This is a genomic window from Paraburkholderia phosphatilytica, assembly GCF_003443895.1.
GTDB classification, from domain to species: Bacteria; Pseudomonadota; Gammaproteobacteria; order Burkholderiales; family Burkholderiaceae; genus Paraburkholderia; species Paraburkholderia phosphatilytica.
In genome coordinates this window covers 87,698-108,019 of the sequence record NZ_QQOA01000026.1, presented here as the reverse complement: position 1 = coordinate 108,019, position 20,322 = coordinate 87,698, and the positions used below count along the sequence as shown (strand labels likewise).

At 67.1% G+C, this 20,322-nt stretch carries 20 protein-coding genes and 1 pseudogene; 5 read left to right on the top strand and 16 right to left on the bottom strand.

Annotated elements, in window-relative coordinates:
* The 3 genes and pseudogenes from DVS29_RS24670 to DVS29_RS24655 form a co-directional block, all read right to left on the bottom strand.
* Positions 1-215, bottom strand: a pseudogene (locus DVS29_RS24670) (ISNCY family transposase); the annotation flags it as partial.
* Between the two features lie 222 nt (positions 216-437).
* Positions 438-896, bottom strand: coding sequence for a hypothetical protein (locus DVS29_RS24660; protein ID WP_118183143.1), 459 nt, complete (start codon positions 894-896; stop codon positions 438-440).
* A 96-nt stretch (positions 897-992) separates the two neighbouring features.
* Positions 993-1,748 (bottom strand): hypothetical protein, encoded by a 756-nt coding sequence (locus tag DVS29_RS24655; protein ID WP_118183142.1) that lies wholly within the window; start codon positions 1,746-1,748, stop codon positions 993-995.
* A 578-nt stretch (positions 1,749-2,326) separates the two neighbouring features.
* Between DVS29_RS24655 and DVS29_RS24650 the strand changes: the two genes are divergently transcribed.
* Entirely contained in the window at positions 2,327-3,628 is a 1,302-nt protein-coding gene (locus DVS29_RS24650; protein WP_118183141.1) for a UDP-N-acetylglucosamine 1-carboxyvinyltransferase, read from the top strand.
* A gap of 133 nt (positions 3,629-3,761) precedes the next feature.
* Here DVS29_RS24650 and DVS29_RS24645 read toward each other — a convergent pair whose 3' ends face one another.
* The 13 genes from DVS29_RS24645 to sctV all read right to left on the bottom strand — a co-directional run bounded on the left by DVS29_RS24645 (position 3,762) and on the right by sctV (position 16,440).
* Positions 3,762-4,790, bottom strand: a complete 1,029-nt coding sequence (locus DVS29_RS24645; protein ID WP_118183140.1) for an EscU/YscU/HrcU family type III secretion system export apparatus switch protein — start codon at positions 4,788-4,790, stop codon at positions 3,762-3,764.
* Between the two features lie 32 nt (positions 4,791-4,822).
* Positions 4,823-5,614: a type III secretion system export apparatus subunit SctT gene (gene sctT, locus DVS29_RS24640; protein WP_118183139.1), complete on the bottom strand. Its 792-nt coding sequence runs from the start codon at positions 5,612-5,614 to the stop codon at positions 4,823-4,825.
* On the bottom strand, positions 5,598-6,161 hold the full coding sequence (locus DVS29_RS24635; protein ID WP_118183138.1) for a hypothetical protein: 564 nt from the start codon (positions 6,159-6,161) through the stop codon (positions 5,598-5,600). The genes sctT and DVS29_RS24635 overlap by 17 nt, the downstream gene beginning before the upstream one ends.
* Positions 6,133-7,560: a FliI/YscN family ATPase gene (locus DVS29_RS24630; RefSeq protein ID WP_118183137.1), complete on the bottom strand. Its 1,428-nt coding sequence runs from the start codon at positions 7,558-7,560 to the stop codon at positions 6,133-6,135. The genes DVS29_RS24635 and DVS29_RS24630 overlap by 29 nt, the downstream gene beginning before the upstream one ends.
* Positions 7,557-8,171 (bottom strand): type III secretion system stator protein SctL, encoded by a 615-nt coding sequence (gene sctL, locus DVS29_RS24625; protein ID WP_118183136.1) that lies wholly within the window; start codon positions 8,169-8,171, stop codon positions 7,557-7,559. The genes DVS29_RS24630 and sctL overlap by 4 nt, the downstream gene beginning before the upstream one ends.
* Complete coding sequence (locus tag DVS29_RS24620; RefSeq protein ID WP_118183135.1) at positions 8,153-8,803, bottom strand: SctK family type III secretion system sorting platform protein; 651 nt, start codon at positions 8,801-8,803, stop codon at positions 8,153-8,155. The genes sctL and DVS29_RS24620 overlap by 19 nt, the downstream gene beginning before the upstream one ends.
* A 1-nt stretch (position 8,804) precedes the next feature.
* Entirely contained in the window at positions 8,805-9,620 is an 816-nt protein-coding gene (gene sctJ, locus DVS29_RS24615; RefSeq protein WP_118183134.1) for a type III secretion system inner membrane ring lipoprotein SctJ, read from the bottom strand.
* A 61-nt stretch (positions 9,621-9,681) separates the two neighbouring features.
* Positions 9,682-10,128: a hypothetical protein gene (locus DVS29_RS24610; RefSeq protein WP_124800714.1), complete on the bottom strand. Its 447-nt coding sequence runs from the start codon at positions 10,126-10,128 to the stop codon at positions 9,682-9,684.
* Between the two features lie 109 nt (positions 10,129-10,237).
* Entirely contained in the window at positions 10,238-10,438 is a 201-nt protein-coding gene (locus DVS29_RS24605; protein ID WP_124800713.1) for a hypothetical protein, read from the bottom strand.
* A 96-nt stretch (positions 10,439-10,534) separates the two neighbouring features.
* A complete protein-coding gene (locus tag DVS29_RS24600) occupies positions 10,535-11,986 on the bottom strand; it encodes an FHA domain-containing protein (RefSeq protein WP_124800712.1) in 1,452 nt (483 codons plus the stop codon).
* On the bottom strand, positions 11,973-13,883 hold the full coding sequence (sctC, locus tag DVS29_RS24595; protein ID WP_118183130.1) for a type III secretion system outer membrane ring subunit SctC: 1,911 nt from the start codon (positions 13,881-13,883) through the stop codon (positions 11,973-11,975). The genes DVS29_RS24600 and sctC overlap by 14 nt, the downstream gene beginning before the upstream one ends.
* A gap of 101 nt (positions 13,884-13,984) precedes the next feature.
* Complete coding sequence (locus tag DVS29_RS24590) at positions 13,985-14,263, bottom strand: flagellar biosynthetic protein FliQ (RefSeq protein ID WP_118183129.1); 279 nt, start codon at positions 14,261-14,263, stop codon at positions 13,985-13,987.
* Positions 14,264-14,304: 41 nt separating this feature from the next.
* Positions 14,305-16,440 carry a type III secretion system export apparatus subunit SctV gene (sctV, locus tag DVS29_RS24585; protein ID WP_118183128.1) on the bottom strand — a complete coding sequence of 712 codons (2,136 nt, stop codon included), beginning with the start codon at positions 16,438-16,440 and terminating at the stop codon, positions 14,305-14,307.
* Positions 16,441-16,671: 231 nt separating this feature from the next.
* Between sctV and DVS29_RS24580 the strand changes: the two genes are divergently transcribed.
* The 4 genes from DVS29_RS24580 to DVS29_RS24565 all read left to right on the top strand — a co-directional run bounded on the left by DVS29_RS24580 (position 16,672) and on the right by DVS29_RS24565 (position 20,322).
* Positions 16,672-17,541 carry a helix-turn-helix transcriptional regulator gene (locus DVS29_RS24580; RefSeq protein ID WP_164707982.1) on the top strand — a complete coding sequence of 290 codons (870 nt, stop codon included), beginning with the start codon at positions 16,672-16,674 and terminating at the stop codon, positions 17,539-17,541.
* On the top strand, positions 17,538-18,680 hold the full coding sequence (gene sctQ, locus DVS29_RS24575; protein ID WP_118183126.1) for a type III secretion system cytoplasmic ring protein SctQ: 1,143 nt from the start codon (positions 17,538-17,540) through the stop codon (positions 18,678-18,680). Before DVS29_RS24580 ends, sctQ begins: the two co-directional genes overlap by 4 nt.
* Positions 18,673-19,332, top strand: a complete 660-nt coding sequence (gene sctR, locus DVS29_RS24570; protein ID WP_118183125.1) for a type III secretion system export apparatus subunit SctR — start codon at positions 18,673-18,675, stop codon at positions 19,330-19,332. The genes sctQ and sctR overlap by 8 nt, the downstream gene beginning before the upstream one ends.
* Positions 19,333-19,434: 102 nt before the next feature.
* Positions 19,435-20,322, top strand: coding sequence for a lytic transglycosylase domain-containing protein (locus tag DVS29_RS24565; protein ID WP_118183124.1), 888 nt, complete (start codon positions 19,435-19,437; stop codon positions 20,320-20,322).

Below are 20,322 nucleotides of genomic sequence, written 5' to 3'. Positions count from 1 at the left end.
TGGCACTCGACCAGCTTCTCACGCGCGAGGGTTGGCCCGAAATCCGCGTAGCGCTCACGGATGATGGCGATCACGCGGCCCCGCAGGTTCATCGGCCTCAGACCCAGTTGCTCAGCCGCGCGAACGCCGCTCAGGCGTCCCTCGACGACCGCTTCGATGATCTTGACGCGTCGCAGCTCGTTCATGCTGATCGTCACCAGTCCGGGTTCGTTCATGACAGGCTCCGCCGTATCGCGCACGACCAGCATGCGCCTCGGGCAGGCCTGAACCAGACATTTCTAACTGGCTCAAACCAGACATTACTAACTAGCTCTCACAATAAAAACATCGATAATTTATCTTATGTCAAATAAAACTCGTGTCTCTCACGACAGCCCCTAGCGCGAACGCAGCCGCGACACGCACCGCCGGATGCGTGTCGCGCGCGCACTCTTCGATCAGCCAAAGCTCTTTCTTAGCGTTGCCACCGTGATGTGCGGCCATCCGAGGTTCACGAAAGCCGGTGGCGTTGGCGGATTCGTCTCCGCCGGGTTCAGCAGGTGAAAGATTGGGAAGTCGAGCACCACCATCTGCGCATATTGAAGCTGGCTGAATTCGTCGCCGGTCTTGCTGTTCTTCACGGTCTCAACCCAGAACGTCGCATAGACCATGGCCGTCTGCGCGTTTTCCGCGGGCTGCAGCGCGCCCGCGACGGTGACAGGCTGGCCATCGAGAAAACGGATGTTCTCAACGCCACCGCCCAGTTGCGGCAACGTTACGGTCTGCGTCGGTCCCACTGCCTTGCTGTTGGCATTCTGCAAAAACGTGATCGTGGCCTGCGTCGCGACATTGAGCGTGAATCCGGAAAACGAGTAGCCTTCGTCGACCAGCTTCGTGACGTCGTTTTGCAGCAGCACGATCGGGTCGTTGACGAGCGCCTGATTGCCCGGATTATCCGGAAACGCCGGCTCCGGCGGCGAAGTCTCGAACGGTGTGCGTGTGTTGAGATTGAACTACTGCTGCAAAGCTGGTGGAAGCGGCGCCGGCGCGGCCGGTATGCTCAGGTCGTACTGTGGGAACGGTGTTGCGGGGATTGTTGCCGCCGTGAGTTTCTCGGAAGATCCTGCGGCGTTGAAGACTATTCCCGACGCCGTCGGCGGCACAGCGAACGGCGTGCTGTTGAACGAAGGAAACTGCGAGAACGCGTATTCGAAGCTTCCGGTTTTCACTAGCGGCGTACCGTCGAACGGCGAAGCAACACCTTGCGCCAGTACCGAATTGCCGTGCGGTATCGTGGCCATGCGCGCCACCAGCTGGTTTGGCGGGTTCGGCACACCGTCCGCTGGAAACGACGTATTCGGCTGCGTGATCCAGATGCCGGGTTCGATATGCAACGCGCCATCGTGTCCCGCGTCGACGATCTTCTGAAGGTAGGTCAGACCGAACAGCTCGATATCGTCCTGACCGAAGCCCCGATTCGGCACCGGCGAACCAATCGGGTCGAACGTCAGGGTCTCGCGCGTATGGTTCAACTGCAGGTACAGGTCCGTCTTGTCGTGAAAGTCCGGGCGGGCGATCAGATTGAAACCGTGCCCCTTCCATGTCCCGGCCAGTCCCGCCAGCAGTCCTAATCCCGTTGTGATGTCGGTGGGCGTAAAGCGCCCCGATCGCACTCGTGACATGACATTCTCCTTGCAGTGATTGATATGTTCCTCGGCGCTGGCCGCCATCGTGGCGCGCGTCGGATCGAATGAATCGACGCAATTCAATATGTATTCCTTAACGTTCAATTCGTGCAGGTATCGATCGGATCATGTTTTGCGAAACTTATTATGTTAGGAATGCATATAAAAGTGGACAAAGCGTACGACGGAAATGTTTTTTGTCGCCCTGCCGCACGGGACGAACGACTGCGTCGCGTTCGGCAACGCCGACAACGATGGAGCGGTAATGCGCGAGTATCGCGTGGCGTCAAGCCACGCTCTTGCGCCGCACGATTATCGTGTTCTGTCTTCGCAGCGCCGACATTCGCTTGCCAGGATCACTGTTTTGCAAATCGATTGTGTGTTCACCGGTCTGAACACGAAAAGATCACTACTACAGTAGTCGACAATGCGTGGTGGTTCAATGCAAATTGCAATTGCACCTGGAACCGGCCACGACCCGTCCAAAACCACCCGACGGGCCCGACGCCACCGTAAGGAAGTGTCAGTTCGATGCAGGGTCGCTGCCGCGATCTCGCTGCGACAGACGTCGTGGCTGTACGCGCGGCCAAACGAAACGGCCCACGCGAAGCGATGGCATCATATCGCCCTTGTGCCCTCTTCCCGTCCCGATCCGACCCGACATGTCCAACCTGATCGTCCACGGCGGCTCTCCGCTTCGCGGGGAAATTGCGCCGTCCGCCAACAAGAACGCCGTCCTGCCCATCCTCTGCGCCACGCTGCTCACCGATCAACCGGTTCGCCTGATCGGCGTACCGGAGATCACCGACGTCAAGAAGATTCTCGACATCTTCCGCACGCTGGGCAGTGACGTGTCGGTGAATTTCACGACCGGCATCCTCGATCTGCACCACCACGCCACCACCTTCGATCCGGCCACGCACCGGCTGCCGGAGGAGATGCGTTCGTCGATCATGCTGGTCCCGCCGCTGCTCGCGCGGTTCGGCGTGGCGCGGCTGGAAAGCGACGTGAAAGGCTGCACGCTCGGCGTGCGCGAAATCGACCCGCACGTGGAAGTGTTCGAACGGTTCGGCGCCCGCATGGAGCGCACCGACGATTCGCTGATCGTCCGCAACGACGGCGGCATGACGCCGAACGATCACTGGCTGGACTACGCGTCGGTGACGACCACCGAAAACTTCGCGCTGTGCGCGGCGTCCGCCGTCGGCACGTCGACGCTCGTCAACGCGGCGTCCGAGCCGCACGTGCAGGAGTTCTGCCGCTTCCTCGCGATGCTCGGCGTCGGCATCGACGGCATCGGCACGTCGCGGTTGAGCGTGACGGGCGGCACGAAGCTGCGCGGCGGCGAGTTCCGCTTCGATGAAGATTTCCACGAGATCGCCACGTTCCTCGCGCTCGGCGCGATCACCGGCGGTGAAATCGTGGTGAAGAATTCCGCGCCCGAGCAGTTCCCGCTGATCGACCGCACGTTCAATAAATTCGGCATCGAGGTCGTTCACCGAAATGGCTGGTCGCGTGCGATCAGTGATGGTTCACTGAAGGTGCGCCGGCCGTTCACTCAAAATATTCTCACCAAGGTCGAAGCCGCGCCTTGGCCCTATCTGCCGGTCGATCTGCTGCCGATCTTCATTGCGCTCGGCGTGAAGGCTGAAGGCAGCGCGATGTTCTGGAACAAGGTCTACGACGGCGCGATGGGCTGGACCAGCGAACTGTCGAAGTTCGGCGCGCACGTGTTCCTGTCCGATCCGCACCGGCTCGTCACGTTCGGCGGCCTCGCGCTGCGTCCGGCACGGGTGGAGAGCCCGTACATCATCCGCGTGGCGATCGCGCTGCTGATGGTCGCGGCCAGCATCGAAGGGCGCTCCGAGATCATGAACGCGCTGCCGATCCGCCGCGCGCATCCGCGCTTCGTCGAAAACCTGCGCTCGGTGGGCGCGAACGTCGAGTGGACCGCGAGCGAGTAACAACGAGCCAGGCGCGACGTGCGCGCCCATCTGCGCCAGCTGAAGAAGATCTGCCACGCGCGGAACCGCGTGCAGCTCGCGTACATCGCGGGCCGGTTGCTCGACAGCTGGCGTTGGCGAAGCGAAAACGCGCTCAACCACCGCCCGCCCAGCGCAACGCATCCGCGACCTCGCGGAAATGCCCGCGATCGATATACCGGTTGAGCGCCACCTGCTCGTAGAGTTTTTCCGCGAGCCCGGTGTTCGCCACCACCGGGCGCAACAGTTCCTCCGCCACCGCGCGGATACGGGCCGCCGCCTCCCCTTCCCCTTTCGCGATCACGCGCGGCAAGGTCGGCTCGCCCGCGTAGTGCAGCGCCACCGCGACGCGCGACGAACAGATCACCACCGACGCGCCGCGCAGCACGTCCTGCATCGACGCGAACTGCGCCTCGCGCGCCAGCTGCGTGCGCCGCGACGACACGTGCGGGTCGCCTTCCATTTCGCGCGTTTCGCGGCGCAGCTCGTCGGTGCTCATCCGGTGGTTGCGCGCGAACTCCCAGCGCTGGTGAATCAGATCGATCGCCGCGATCGCCGCATAGACGACCGCCGCCCAGCCGAACAGCATCGACAGCATGCGTCCTGTCAGCGAAAGGATCTGCGCGGGCGTCGTGAAGCCGGCTTCGACCGCCGCGCCGATCGAACCGCGGATCACCGCGAACAGGATCAGCCCGACCGCGGCAGTTTTGCCGATCAGCTTCGCGAGATCGATCAGCGCGCGCATCGACACGATCCGTTTGAGACCCGCCGCAGGATTGAGCCGTGAAAGCTGCGGCGTGAGCCGCGCCCACGCCATGAGCCCGCCCACCTGCACGATGCCCGCGATGATGCCCGCGAGCGCCACCGCGACACCGAGCGCGATGAACACGAGCAGCAGCACATGACGCGCCGCGCCGAGCAGCGCGTCGATCTGCTCGCCGGGATCCTGCGCGGCGATCACCTGCTGTGCCGCATCGAACAGCTGATGCAGCAGGCTGAGCGCGAACGGCCCCGCGCCCGCAATCAGCGCGAGCATCACGATGAACTGCACCGTCGTGATCACGTCGGCGCTGCGCGCGACTTCGCCCTGGCGGCGCGCTTCGCGCAGCCGCCGCGCGGTGGCCTGATGGGTCTTCTCGGCCATGCGGACCGCCCTCCTCGAATGTGATCAACACGCTACAGCGTCGCCCGCAGCATCGCGAACAACGGCCCGTCCGGCGCGAGAAACGCGTGCAGCGAGCCGTACACGAAGTACAGGAAGAGCGCCATCATCAGCACCGCGATCAGCCCTTTCACCGGCTGCGAGATCATGAACACGTTCAGCTGCGGCACCGAGCGCGCGATCAGGCTCAGGCCCAGCTCAACCAGCACCAGCACGATGATGACCGGCGCCGCGAGCTTCACGCTCGCCTGCATCACCGAATCGGTCGCGCGCATCGCGAACTGGTCGAGCACCTGATGCGCGTTCGGCAGCAGCGACGCCACGGGCCACAGCTTGTACGACTGCAGGAACATCCCGAGCATCGCGTGCAGGCCGCCGCCCGTCACGAACAGCGTGCACGCAAGCAGATTCAGGAACACCGCGGTCGGGCCGCTCTGGTCGCCCGACACCGGGTCGAAGAACGCGAAATTGCCCGAGCCGGTCTGAAAATCGATCAGGTGTCCGACGTTTTCGATCGCCCACAGCATCGCGCTGAACGCGAAGCCGAGCAGCAGGCCGATCAGCGCTTCCTTCGCACACAGCACGATCCACATCGAGTACGGCACCGTCGCCATCGTCGAGTAATCGATCAGCGGCGCGGTGAACGCCGCGAGCACGACGATCAGCCCGTTGCGCGCGAGCGAGGTCATGATCTGCGGACTGAACGCCGGCATCACGAGCATCATCGGCAGCAGGCGCGGCATCACCATCAGCAGCGGGCGCACCGTGGCCTGTAATGCCGCGATGTCGTCATGACCCATCGCCATCGCGCATCCGCAAAGCCCCGCCTTCCCTGAGCGACACACCACCGTGCTCGTCACGCGAGCCACCCGCGCCGCCCCGGCGCAACGCGGCCGCATCCGCCTCGTCCTCTTCGCGCGCATCGGCGCGGCGCTGCGCGACGCGATTCGCTTCGTCCGCCACGCGGTCGATCTTGTCGAGGTTCGCCTGCGCGCGGCCCAGCCGCTCCTGCAGTTCCGCGAGCGTCGCCTGCTCGCGGCGATGCACTTCGCCCGCCTGCATCACGTCGAGGCGCGCGAGGCCTGCCGCGCGGGTGCGCGACATGTCCTCGGAAAACGTGTCGGCCAGCGCGCGCGGCGTCACGTCGCCCGTGCCTGCCTCGCGGTTCACGCGCTGCGCGAGCGCGAGCCGCGCGGCGATCTCGCGCATCATGCGCGACTGCGCATCGGCGACGCTCTGCGCGCTCTGCGCGGCCACGCGCTCCTGCCGGATCTTCTCGATCGCGGCCTTGCGCTGACGTGCGTCGCGCACGCAGCGCAACGCATCAAGCGTGGTGTCCAGTGTCCGGTCCATGTCGTCGGGCCATGTCGATCAAGGCGTCCACGCTCGCGTCGAACGGTTCGAGCGCGCGCGCGGACTGCGTGAAAAAAGCCTCCAGCGCCGGTTTGGCGGCGAGCGCCGCATCGGCAAGCGGATCGGCGCCCGCGCGGTACTCGCCGATCTGCACCAGCAGTTCGATCTCCTGATAACGCGCGAGCAGCGAGCGCACGTGCGCCGCGGCCGCGAGATGCGGTTCGCGCACCACCTGCGACATCACGCGCGACAGGCTCGCCAGCACGTCGATCGCCGGGTAGCGGTTCGCGCTCGCCACCTTGCGCGACAGCACGATGTGTCCGTCGACGATCGAGCGCACTTCTTCCGCGATCGGGTCCGTTTCCTCGTCGCCTTCCACGAGCACCGTGTAGAACGCGGTGATCGAACCGCGCTCGCCCTGCCCCGCGCGCTCCAGCAGTTGCGGCAGCACGGAAAATGTCGACGGCGGAAAACTGCGCCGCGTCGGCGGTTCGCCGGATGCGAGGCCGACCTCGCGTTGCGCACGCGCGAAGCGCGTCAGCGAATCGACCAGCAGCAGCACCGACAGCCCCTGGTCGCGGAAATACTCGGCGATTGCGGTTGCGACGTGCGCGGACTTCACGCGCTCCATCGCGGGACGATCGGACGTGGACGCGACGATCACCGCTTTCTCGCGCGCTTCCGGCGACAGGTTGTGCTCGATGAACTCGCGCACTTCGCGGCCGCGTTCGCCGACCAGTCCGATCACGATCACGTCGCACGCCGCGCCGCGCGCGATCATGCCGAGCAGCGTGCTCTTGCCGACGCCGGACGGCGCGAACACGCCGATGCGCTGACCGACGCCGACGGTCAACAGCGTATCGATCACGCGCACGCCGGTGGGCAGCGCGGTGTCGATCGTGCGACGGCGCAGCGGGTTCACCGGCTCGTTGTGCGCGGACACGAGCACCGCGCCCGGCACGTCGCCGCGGTCGTCGAGCGGCGCGCCAAGCCCGTTGAGCACGCGCGAGCGCAGCGCGGCGCCGACCGCGAAACGATGTCCGCGCCCGGAGGGGATCACTTCGGTGGATGGAGACAGGCCGCCGGTTGCGCCGAGCGGCGTGAGCAGCGTGGTCTGCCGCGCGAAGCCAACCACTTCCGCGAGCATCGGTGCTTCGCCGGGCGTGCGCAGCTCGCAGATCTCGCCGAGCTTCGCGTGCAGCCCGGACGCGTTGACGAGCAGCCCCGCCGCGTGGCTCACGCGGCCACGCATCCGCACCGGATTGAACGCTGCGACGCTCTGATCCAGTTCGTCGGCGAGCGCGCGCTGCGCGGCGTCGCTGTCGAACGATTCGGCGAGGTCGTCGAATTCGCCCGCGAAACGCGCGAGCCGACCGGCGAGATCGTCCGCGTCGCTCATGTCGCACGCTGGCGGATCGCTGCCGCCAGCGCCTCGATCTGCGCATCGAGCCCGGCGTCGATGCTGCCCGACGGCGTCTCGATCACGCACTGGTCGTCGCGCAAGGTATCGTCCGGCACCACGCGCACCTTGTGCGTCATCGCGCGGTCGGGCCACGCGCGCGCCAGCGCCGCGCCGGCCGCTTCGCGCTGCGCGGGCGGCACCCGCATCACCAGCAGCGACTCGTCGCGCACCAGCGCATCGACACGCCGCAGCGACTGTTCGAGCAAGGTACGCGGATCGACCGGTCCCACCATCTGCCGCACCGCCTTCACGACGATGCGCGCCATCGTCTCGCGCAACGCATCGAGCGTGCGGGCCGCGTCGAGCGCCGCGCCGCAGGCTTTCTGCGCGTACTCGCGGCGGCCTTCCTCGAGCCCGAGCGCGAGCCCTTCGTTGCGCTTCTCCTCGAACACGCGCTCCGCTTCCTTGAGAATCCGCGCGCGTTCGTTCTGCGCGCTCGTGACGAGCGAACCGGCGTCGAGCAGCGCCGAGTACTCGTGCTGCTTGAGCACCTTGCGCTCCGAGAGAATCTGCAGGTTCTCGCTCGTGATCAGAAAAGCCAGTCCCATTGTGCGAGTCGCTCCGGAATGAGGCACAGGAAAATCAGCTCGGCCAGATGCTGCCGATGCAGCACGCTCAGCCCATACGACGGCTGCGCGACGAGCGAGCGCGGAAACTTCAGCGCGAACCGCGGCGCCAGTTGCGCATGCTCGGCCGCGACGAGATCGAACAGCAGCCGGCAGCCGCGCCGGCGGATCGCATCGATCGCTTCGAGCGGCGCACGCCGGTACGGTTCGAGCGTTTCGCCGATCGCTTCGAACGGCGGCGCGCGGTCCAGCACGAACGGCATCGCGCTATGGCCGAACGCTTCGACCAGCACCGACTGCGCACGCCAGTTCGCGGCCTCGCGCAGCCACGCGCGATGCAGCATCAGCCCGCAGTACGCGCCGAGCGTCGCGAGCGCAGCACGGTCGACGAGCGCGATGCGCGCAATGCGGCTGCCGAACGCGAACACCGGCGCGCCGCCCGAACCGAGCCGCGCGAGCAGCACCGCGGCCAGCACCGCGCGGCCGCGCTCGCCGAAGCGGTCGAGATCGCGATAGCGCGCCGGCCACTCGTCCGGCAGCCAGTCGGCGCCGATGTAGCGGTCCGGCCGCAGGTTGAACTCCACCGCGAGCCGGTGCATGCGGGCGTCGTGCATGTCAGCCGTGTCCGGTGGGCCCGCCGCCCGATGCGGCGAGTTCGCTGTTGCGGCCGCCGCCCAGTGCGGTGGCGATGCGCGAGCCGAACACGCCACGCCGCGCGCCGAGCAGCGCGACCACGCACAGCGTGAGCGCGAGCAGTGCCGCGAGCAGCCACGCAAACGGACTGCGCATCAGCAGCAGCCCCGGCAGCGCACTGCCGGCGAAACCGCCCGCCGCCTGCGGTGGCGCCGTCTCCGCCTGCAGGAACAGCGACACGTTGTCGTACGCGAGGCCTTCGATGCTGTGCGTGACGAGGTCCTTCACCATCGGCGCCATCGCCTGCAGGTCGACGCCCGGCCGGTACTTGATGTACACCGACGCCGACGAAGGCTTCACCTTGTCCGACAGCGGATCGTTCTCCGGAATCACCACCTGCACGTGCGCGACCACCACGCCGTCCACGTCGTCTAGCGTGCGCGACAGTTCCTGCTGCACGCCGTAGATGTAACGCACGCGCTCCTCGGCCGGCGTCTCGACGAGCCCCTGCTGCTGGAAGATCTGCCCAAGGCTTTCCAGCTGCTGATGCGGTAGCCCGTGCGCGCGCAGCACGTTGAGCGCCTCGCTCACCTGGCTGCCGTCCACGTCCACCTGCCAGCTCGATCCGCCGTCGCGCGTTTCGACGTTTTCTTTCGACGCGCCGATGCCCGCGTCCGCGAGCACCGAGATCATCTGGTTCGCGTCGCGCTCCTCGAGCCCCGAATAGAGCTCCTGGTTGCAGCCGGCAAGGCATGCCAGCAGCAGGGTCGCTCCAACCCATCTGCCTGTTTTCGTCATGGCCACTCCCGATGGCGGCGGGTGCCGCGCTGCCTGTCGCCCGCCGCCACTGATCGCGTGTCTAGCCCTTGTCCGGCGACAGCACCGAACGCGAGCAGTTGTTGGCCGCCTGCGCGGCGGACAGCGCGAACTCGCAGCCGTTGGCGGTCATCGACAGGTCCCAGTTGTATTCCATCATCCGGGCCATATCCATGCCCCAGTCGCCCGTCGGCTTCATCACCTGGTGGCGCATCCCGGCGAGCTTCGTGAAGCGCTGGCCGAGATCGTCGAGGTAGCCGAACATGTTCACGAACGACTCGCTCGCGCCGCCTGCCGCGCCGGCGCCGTTCGCCGCGGTGCCGGTCAGGTTGCCGGCGAGCTGCTGCGCGAACGCCTGCGCGTCATCCCCCGACGGCGCAGCGGTCTGCGTCGTGCCGGGCGAAACCCACTGCGCGTCCGGCGTTCGCTGCGCGGGCGCGGTCGCCAGCGCGGCGTCCGCGCCCACCGCGGTCACGGGTGTTCCAGTCATGATCTGTACTCCATGGAAACGTTGTGCACCTCCCGTGCGCGGCGGCCGGCCAGGCGCGAGCCACACGCGCCGCATGGATCGCATGCGCGTGAGACCGCCGCGGGAACGCTCAGTTAAGCCGTCCCGCCGAGGAATTCGCGCCGGCCTCGGAAGTGCTCATGTTGTTCATCACGCTGACGGTCTGCGCATGCGACTGACCAACCATACCGATCGACTGCATCTGCATCTGCTGCTGGAACAACTGTTCCTCGAATGCCTGCATTTCCGCCGTGTTGTCCGGAAGGTTCGACACTGGGGTCGTGGATGCCATGATCTGCTCCTTTGCTCATCGCCGAGAAATACGCCGCTTGCGCGGCTGCCTTGCTGACGCGCCGCCGCATACTGCCGCGACGGCGCGCCAACACCTTCATGAATGCGGTGCTGCCGTCTGCCGGGCGCGCGCGACCAGCGCGCCGCCTGCCGCATTCACCGTGTCCTGCACGTCCGTGGCGCAGCTCGCGCCGTTCGTGTTGCCTGTTGCGTTGCCTGTCGTCGCCGTGCCCGATGCGTGGCTTGCGCTGTCCGGCACGCTCACCGCGCTACCGGCCGGCGGCGCCACGCCGGTCGCCGCGCCCGTCTCGCGCGGCGTAGCAGGTGCCTCGGAAGCTGCGGGCGAAGCCGCCTGCGCTGCTGCACTTGCACCGGCCGCGGCAGTCGCCGCAGTGGGAGTGCCCGTCGCCGGCCCCGCATCGGGCCCGAGCTTCACGATGTAGCGCGCGCCGTTGCGCTCGAACACCACGCGGCTCGGTTCGATCGACGCGATCGTGAGGCCGTTCGGCAGCGTCGCGCCTTCGAAGAAATGACGGCCGTCGCGCGTCACGATGTAACGCGTGCCGCTGTCGTCGCCGTACATGCCGGCGATGTCCTCCGGCACGGCGCCGCCCGTCGACGTGATGAACGCGCCCGCCGCGTTGTCGTCGTAGCTCACGCGGTCGATCACGTCGATCGCCGGTTTCGCGTCGCGCTTGAAGTTCTGCACGCGCTGCGCGACCGCTCGGCTCGCGACGCCGGTCAGCACGATCTGCCCGCGCCCCGCGTACTGCGCCTTCAGCGACGTGTCGGAGAGCGTCTGGCGGGTCGCTGCGAGCAGCTGATCGACCACGTACACCGTGCCGACCGACACGTTCGCGAAGCCGCCCGCGATCTGCGTGACGTGCGCGCGTTCGTCCGCGTTGCGCACATAGCCCGCGATCACGATCGCGTCGCCGGCGCCCGGTGCGACGGTCAGTTCCGGATACGCGCGCAGCGCCGCCTCGACCTCGCGGATGCGTTCGTACTGGCTCTCGTGCGACCACCAGAACTCGCCGCGCGTCGCGACCGCGACGTAGCCGCCCGCCGCCAGCGCGAACGCGCTCCACAGCGCGAGCAGCATCAGCACGAGGCGCCGCGCGCCGAGCGCCGCGAGCCATGCGGGCGCGTACGCGACGAGCCACGACGGCCGGTCTTCGCCGCGCCGCGCCGCGAGCGTGCCGCCCGTGCCCGTCGGCGCCGCGACCGCGCCCGCCGCGTGCTCGACGCCGAAGCGGATCGAGCCCACCGTCATCGTGTCGCCCGCCGCGAGCGTGCGGCGCATCTCGCCGAGCGGCGTGCCGTTCAGCGTGACCGGCGCGCCGCCCAGGTTCTGCACCGAAGCCGCGATCGCGCCGACGTGCAGGCACATCTGCCGCGCGGCGATCTCGCGGTCGGGCAGGATTACCTCGCAGTCGGCGCCCGTGCCGACCCAGTTCTCGCCGGGCGCAAGCCACAGCGTGCGGCCCGACATCGGGCCGCTCAGGAAGCAGAGGCTCCAGCCGGAGCCTTCGTGGCTAGGAGTGACCACCTTGAACTCCAGGACTGCTCGCGGGCGCGGCCGGTGCGGCGGGTGCCGGCTTCGGCGCGAGCGGCTGCGCTTCCTTCATCAGCATCGTGTTGTCCGGCGGCTGCACCACGCCTTCCATCAGCGGCGACGTGTAGTTCTCCGGCGTACCGTCCGCGGCATACACGGCCGATGGCGTGACGACGCGCGGCGTGATCAGGTAGAACCGCTCCATGTGCGTGCCGGTCTTGCTGTTGTACTTGAAGAGGTTGCCGATGATCGGAATGTCGGAGATGAACGGAATGCCCGTCTTGTTGATGTTCAGCTCGTCGTCGTTGAAGCCCGCGATCAAGAGGCTGCGGCCTTCGTCGATCATCGTCTTCGTGACGATGTTGCGCTGCTGGATCACCGGCACGTTCGACACCGTCTGGTTCGTCACCTCGCCGTCCTGGATGTCGAGCGACATCATCACGCGCTGCGCGTTATCGTCGTCGACGATCATCGGCGTCACGCGCACGCTCTGCCCGGTCGTGATGCCGTACAGCGACGCATCCTGGAAGCCCGCCACCTGCACGTAGAACTCGGTGAGGTTTTCGAGGATGGCCTCGCTGTTGTCCATCGTCAGCACCTTCGGCTTCGAATACAGCTTCGCGTCGCCGTTCTGCGCGAGCGCGTTGATGCGCGCGAGCAGATAGTCGCGCAGCGACCCGCCGATCGATGCCGTGAGCGCGATGCCGGTCGGCGTCGTGGTGCCGGTCTGGCCGGATTCGGTCGAGCCCACCGCAAACGTGAGCGGCGGGTTCGCGCCGTTGCCGAACTGGAAGTCGCCGTGCGACGTATGCAGCCGCCAGTCGATGCCGAGTTGATCGAGCGAATTCAGGTTGATGTCCATGATCGTCAGGTTGATCTCGACGAGGCGCGGACGCGCGTCGAGCTGCTGGATCAGCGGACCGTAACGCGCCATGTTCTCCGGCAGGTCGCGGATCAGCACCGCATTGATCGACGGATCGGGCACGATCTGCGGCAGCTGCTGGCTCGGGTTGTTGCCCAACGCGCCCGCCGCCGGATTCGCGTACGCGCCGAGGCCCGGCGCCATGCCGCCGCTCTGGCCATAGCCGATCACGCCCTGAGTGCCCCCGCCGCCGCCTGGGCCGCTGATCGACGCGCTGCTGCCCACGTCGCCGGAGAGCGGAATCTCGATGCGCGGCACGTTGATCGTGTCGCCGGAGCTGAGCTTCACTTCGCGCGTCGGGCCGCCAAGACGCATCGCGTTGCCGAACGGATTCGCGCTCGGGTTCTGCTGCCCGAACAGCTGGCGCAGGATCGTCGCGACGCCCGGGATCGTCACGTCCTTGCCGGAGCGGTTGATCGTGACGTCCGCCGCCCAGTTGTAGCGCAGCGGGAACGAGCGGATCACCGCGGTTTCGGAACTGCCGCCGCCGTTCACGACCGAATCCGCGGCCTCGCGCACGAGTTCGACGTAGCGCGGCGGGCCCGACACGTAGACCGAGTTGTCGCGGTCGCTGATGTTGAGCGCAAAGCGCTTGTCCGGCACCTGCATCGATTGCAGCAGCTGCGCGAGACGCGATGCGGAGCCCGGCGGGATCCGCATCACCTGGGTCTGCGTATCCGCCGCGCGCTCGATGTAGAGAAACGAGCCGTCGTAATACCACGTGAGTCCGTAGGTCGTGCACACGCTATTGAGCGTCTGCACCGGCGTGCCGTTGAACTGGCCGCTGATGGTGCCGGTCACCTTCGGGTCGACGATCGCGGTGGTGCCTTGCGACGCCGCGAGTTCACGCAGGAAGTCGGGCAGCGCGCGCCCGTTCGCGACGATCTCGTACGCGCGTCCGCGCCATTGCAGTTCCGCCGCGCGCACTCTTGCCGCGTGCGCGCAGATGCACAGCGCGGCCGCCACCATCAGCCACTCGCGCGTGCGCAGATTCCGTAGTGTCAGGATCGACTGGATTATCGTTCTCAAGTTTGCGTCCCTGGACAAGATCCGATGGTTCGATAGTTGGGTCAGAAGAGCCCGGGCGTCAGCCCGAAGATCCGTTCGAGCGCCTGCCGCCCGAACATCATCAATTGCCTCGCGCCCCAGCCGGACAGCACGATCACCGTCACCATCACGACGATCATCCGCACCGACAGGCCGATGCTCGAGTCCTGCACCTGCGTGACCGCCTGCATGACCGCCACCGTCACGGCCGCGATGGTCGCGACGGCCACCACGGGCAGCGTCAGCATCAGCACCAGCAGCAGCGCTTCGCGCGTGATATCCAGAATCGCTACGTCGCTCACCGGGTCTCCTCCGTTTGACGAATCTGACGAATCGCGCGCGCTCAGGCCGGGTTTTTCACCCAGCCGATGGTCTGCAGCCGCACGTCTTCCTCGATCTCCTGATACGACAGCACCGGCAGTTCCGGCAGCACCGGCTCGACGATCGACTTCACGTAGAAGCGCACGGCCATCGGCACCAGCACCGCGACGCGCGCGGCGCGCTCGGTGCCGCGCAGCGATTCGACGATCGCGCGGGTCTGCTCGCAGACGTTGTCCTTCACCTCGCGCGCAAGGCCGAGAAACACGCCCTGCTGCGTTTTCTGGATCGCGGACTGCACGCGGTCCTGCAGGCTCTGTTCGAACAGGATCGCTTCGAGATTGCGGGCGGTGCCGCAATAGCGGTCGGTGATCATCCGCTTCAGGTCCACGCGCACCTGCTCGACGAGCGTGATCGTGTCGTCCGGTTCCTTCGGCGCCCACGTGATCAGGCTTTCGAAAATCACCCGTAAATTGCGGATCGGGATGTGTTCGAGCAGCAGCCGGCGCAGCACTTCGGTGATACGCTGCAGCGGCACGATGCGCGTGAGTTCCGCGATCAGTTCCGGGTGATCGCGGCGCGCGAGATGCACGAGCGCCTGGGTCTCCTGGATGCCGATCAACGCGGATGGATTCGCGCGCACCACCGCTTCCAGATGCTGCGCGAGCACCTGTTCGAGACTGAGATTGCCGCCGTGGCCGCGCGCGGCCGGCGCCGACGGCGCGAGCCACACCGGCTGCGAGAACGGACCGAACGGCTCGCCGGCCTCGCGTTCGAGACCGGCCGGCAGCGCCGACGTGCTGTCCCACAGCACGCGCCCGGGCCGCAGATAGCCGCTCGACGCCAGCACGTCCTGCAGCAGGATCCGGTAGGTGTGCGCCGGGAGTTCCGGATTGAAGCGCAGGTTCATGCGCGGAAACACGGGGCCGAGATCGACGTCGACGCGCGCCTTCGCATCGGTTAGCGCGGCCTGCAGCTGCACGAGGTTCAGATGCGCGCGCAGGTCCTGCGCGAACACCACCGCGAGCAGCGCCGTCATGCCGAGCGGATGCACCTGCGAACCCGCGGCGGCGACGCTCGCTTCCGCATCGGCCGGTGCATCGGCGAGCGTGATCAGGTTCAGCGTCGGAATGCTCTTGCGCCGCCGCATCAGCATCGCGCCGCCGCCTATCAGCGCGAACGCGAGCAGCAGGAACGACCATTTCGGAAAGCCCGGCACGAACACGAACGCCAGCACTATCACGCCCGCGATCAGCACCGCGCGCGGATGGTTGGTGATCTGCGTGCCGATCTGCTCGCCGAGATGGCGCTGTTGCGCATCGCGCGACGCGACCCGCGTCGTCACCACGCCGGCCGCGATCGAGACCAGCAGCGACGGAATCTGCGACGCCATGCCGTCGCCGACGGTCAGCACCGCATACCGATGCAGCGCGGCCGAAACGCTCATTCCGTGCATCAGCGTGCCGACGGCGATGCCCGCGAGGATATTGATGAACGCGATGATGATGCCGGCGATCGCATCGCCCTTCACGAACTTCATCGCGCCGTCCATCGCGCCATGCAGCTGCGATTCCTGCTCGAGCCCTTCGCGGCGGCGCTTCGCTTCGTCCGACGTGATGATGCCCGCGCGCAGGTCGGCGTCGATGCTCATCTGTTTGCCCGGCATCGCGTCGAGCGAGAAGCGCGCGCCGACTTCCGCGACGCGTTCCGAGCCCTTCGCGATCACGATGAACTGCACGATCGCGATCACGAGGAACACGACGCCACCAACCACGAAATTGTTACCGACGATCAGTCGTCCAAAGGTATCGATGACATGGCCCGCATTCGCCTGCAGCAGGATCAGCTTGCACGACGCGATGTTGAGCGCGAGCCGCAGCAGCGTGGTGAACAGCAGCAGCGCGGGAAACGACGAGAACGCGACCGCCGAAGGCAGGTAGGTCGAGACCGTCAGCAGCAGGATGGACAGCGACAGGTTCAGCGAAATGAGCCCGTCGAGCATCATCGTCGGCAGCGGCAGCACGAACAGCGCGACGACCGCCGCCACGAACAGCGCGAGCACAAGGTCGTACTGCCGCGCGAGCGCGAAGCGCGGCACCCGTGAGTGCCAGCGTTCGCTCAAGTTCTCCTGCCAGAGCCGGTTGACGTTATCGAAAGGCATGCGGGGCACGGCCCGCGCACTGTACGCGGCATGCCGCGCACCGAGGGCCGTCTGCTGGTTGAAGATCGTGCAACCAGTTTAGATAAAGCGCATCGCGCGGTCATGCGTGAGATTCGTGGGATTTTGCCCGCGCGCACGTGATTCCTGTACCTGCGACTACGAAACGCGGTAGTGCCCCACGCGCGCGATGGCCGCTAAAGTGCAGGTGACGTTCGTATGAAGGAGGAAGGGTTGGGACCGCGAGACAGCATCGATCACAGCTTCGTTCTGTTGGATGGCTGCCCGATCGGGCTGGGCGACGTTCCGCCCGCGCGCGCCACGGCGCCGCGCGCGGCGATCGCGGACGAACTGAACGAGGCGCGCATGCCCGAGCAGCGGCGCCTGCTGATCCGCACCATGCTCGGGGCAATCGGCTTCGACTGGCTCTGCTACTGGCGCCTGAATTGCGTCGACGACACCATCACGCGTGCATGGTACGTGCGCGACTACGCGGCGCCCGGCTGGCCCGAACGCTATATCGAGGAGCGCTATCTCGAGGTGGACCCGCGCATCGCGTTCGCGTGCCGGCGCGAATGGCCGCTCGTGTGGGATCTCGACACACTACGGCAAACCGGAGGCGATTCGGGCAGCGCCCCAAAAGACCCGCGCAACGGCAGCAACATGGCACAACGGCTCGCGCGGCTCCTCGCCGACGCGCACGACGCCGGCATGCGTAGCGGCATCACGTTCAGCCTCGCAAGCCCGCGCAGCGCGCAGCAAAGCGTGCTGTCGCTCAGCTGCGCGAACCTGTCGCGCGACTGGATCAGCGATCGCATCGTCGGGCAGGCGTACGCGCTCGGGCTCGCGTTGCACGAGTATCTGATCGATCACGCCGCACCGCTCGTCGACGAACACGACGAGCCACACGGCAAGCCCATCACGCCGGTCCAGCAGCGCATTCTCGACGCGCTGACGCGCGGCCTGAGCGACCGGCAGATCGCGGAATCGCTGCGCATGTCCACGCACAACGTCGACTATCACCTGCGCCTTTTGAAGAAGCGCTTCGGCGCCGCCAACCGCGTGCATCTCGCGTATCTCGCCGGGCAAGGTGAGCTGCGGTGAACGGTCCGTTGCTTCGTGACCCGCTGTCCGCGAGCGACAGCCTGCCGCTGCCGGCGCTGTCGCCGCCCGCCGCGCAGGCCGCGAGCCGCGCGTACGCATGGCGGCGCACGTTTGAATTCGAGGCCGGCGGCTCGCGCCGCACGGTGCGCTGGGACTACACCGCCCAACTCGCGTCCGGCACGCCGCGCCGCTATCGCTTCCGTTTCGGACCCGCGGCCGGCTGGCTGCTGCTGGAGCCGCGCGCCGAGCGCGCGCTGATCGGCGACGGCGCCGACGATGCGGTGCCCGACGCGATCCGCTGCGCGCTCGTCGCCGATGCGCTCGCGCCGCTCGCGGCCACGCTCGAACAGGCGACGCGGCAGACGCTGAGTCTCAGCGCGCCCGAGCCCGGAGAAGCACCGGCGATCGCTCCACCGGACCCCGACGCAGCCGAAAGCGGTTCGCCGTTGCGCTTCGTGCTCGGCGTACCGGATGGCACATGGTTTGCGCACGGCGCGCTGCTGTTCGACGACCCGCGCTATCTCGTGCTCGCCTGCCCTGCTCCGCCGCCGCTGCCCACGCTCGACGCGCGCGACTTCGACGCGCTGCCGGTGCCGCTCGGCTTTCGCCTCGGCTCGACGCGTCTCACGCAACGCGAACTCGCGAGCCTCGAGTACGGCGACATCATTGCGATCGGGCAGTGGAAGTCCGCGGGCGCGGGGCTCGTATGCCGCGCGACGACGCCCGGCACACCCGGTCTCGCGCTGGGCGCGCGCGTGCTTGGCGCCCGCATCACGATCGACGACATCCAGACCACGGAGGCTGCTCCGATGAACGACCCCACTTCCCCCGAGCCGCCGAAAGACCGCGACCAGAGCGGCGCCGGTAGCGCGAAGCCGAACGTGCTCGATGCGCTCGAAGTCGATGCGTGCTTCGAGCTCGAACGCCGCACGCTGACGCTCGCGCAGCTGAAGGCGATGCAGCCCGGCTTCGTGATCGAGCTCGACCAGCCCCTCAACCAGAGCGTGATCCGCATTCTCGCCAACGGCATGGAAGTCGGCACCGGTCATCTGATCGCGGTCGGCAACAAGCTCGGCGTGCGGGTCTCGACGCTCGGCGGCAACGCGCACGGCCCGCAGCCGGAACGCGACGATGGGTAATCTGCCGAATCCCGCCGCGATGGTGGCGGTGATCGCGGCGCTCGGCATCGCGCCGTTCGCCGCGCTGATGGTGACGAGCTACACGAAGCTCGTGGTGGTGTTCGGCCTGTTGCGCAGCGCGCTCGGCATCCAGCAGGTGCCGCCCAACATCGTGCTGAACGGTATCGCGCTGATTCTCTCCGTGTACATCATGGCGCCCGTCGGCATGGACATCATGGACAACCTGAAGGCCACCAGCTTCACGCTCGGCAGCGAGATGACGATGCAGGACGTGAGCCAGCTGCTCGATGCCGCGTCGCCGCCGATCAAGACCTTCATGATGCAGCACACGCCCGAGCGCGAGCGCAGTTTCTTCGTGCGCTCGGCCACCGCGATGTGGCCCGCGCAGCGCGCGAAAAACCTGCAGCAGGACGACCTGATCGTGCTGGTGCCGAGTTTCACGCTGTCCGAGCTGATGAAGGCATTCCAGATCGGCTTCGTGCTGTATGTGGTGTTTCTCGTCGTCGATCTCGTGGTCGCGAACGTGCTGCTCGCGCTCGGCATGCAGATGATCGCGCCGACCGTGATCTCGGTGCCGTTCAAGCTGCTGCTGTTCGTGATGCTCGACGGCTGGTCGGTGCTGGTGCACGGGCTCGTGCTGTCGTATCGCTAGGAGCGATGGGCGATGCGCGCCTTCCTGCACGCTGCTTCGTTTTTCGCGGGCGGGCTTCGTGCGCGCTGGGCGCCTGGCGGGCGCGCTTGTATTGAACTGGCGATGCTGCTCGCGTTCATGCTGTTCGGCATGCACGCGGGCGGCGCACGCGCGCAGGAGCCACCACCCGCTTCCGCGAGTTTCACCGCGCTCGCACAGGTGTGCGCGCCGCATGTCGACGTGACGACGCTCGCTGCGCTCGTGCGCGTCGAGTCGGGTTTCAATCCGTACGCGATCGGTGTGGTCGGCGCGCGGCTGCAGTATCAACCGCACAGCTACGAGCAGGCGCTGGCCACTGCGCGCGCGCTCGTCGCGCGCGGCTACGATTTCAGCGTCGGGCTCGGTCAGGTGAACGTGCGCAATCTCGCGCGCGTCGGCGAAAGTCTCACGACGATTTTCGATCCATGCCGCAACCTGCGCGCGAGCAGCGCGATCCTGCAGCAGTGCTTCTCGCGCTCCAGCGCGCGCGCCGGCGACAGTCAGGGCGCGCTGCGCGATGCGCTGTCGTGCTACTACAGCGGCAATTTCATGACGGGTTACCGGCAGGGATACGTCGGCCGGATTCTCGCGAGCGCGTACACGAACTGGCGGCTCGCGCATGCTGAAGAACTGCGCGCGAATGGGCGCGTGAGGCCGCCGCTGCCCGCGGCTCCGGTTGCACCGGTTGCCGGTTCGAGTCCGGTCCCCGGCAACGCGACGCTGCATAACCGCGGGTTCGTCACGGCGACGTCGTTGCGCGCGCCCGCCGCGGCTACGCCTGCGAGCGCGCCCACTCGCACCAGCACGTTCGACGAACATCGCCCCTCGAACGCAAACTCGAACGCCGGTCAGCGCACCGCATCGCGGCAACAGGTCACGGTGCGTTGCGCCGGCAACCCGCACCGCTGGTGCACCCGCAGCCTCGACACGACGTCGGTCGCCGCGCACGGCGGACTCACGCTCGTGCATTGA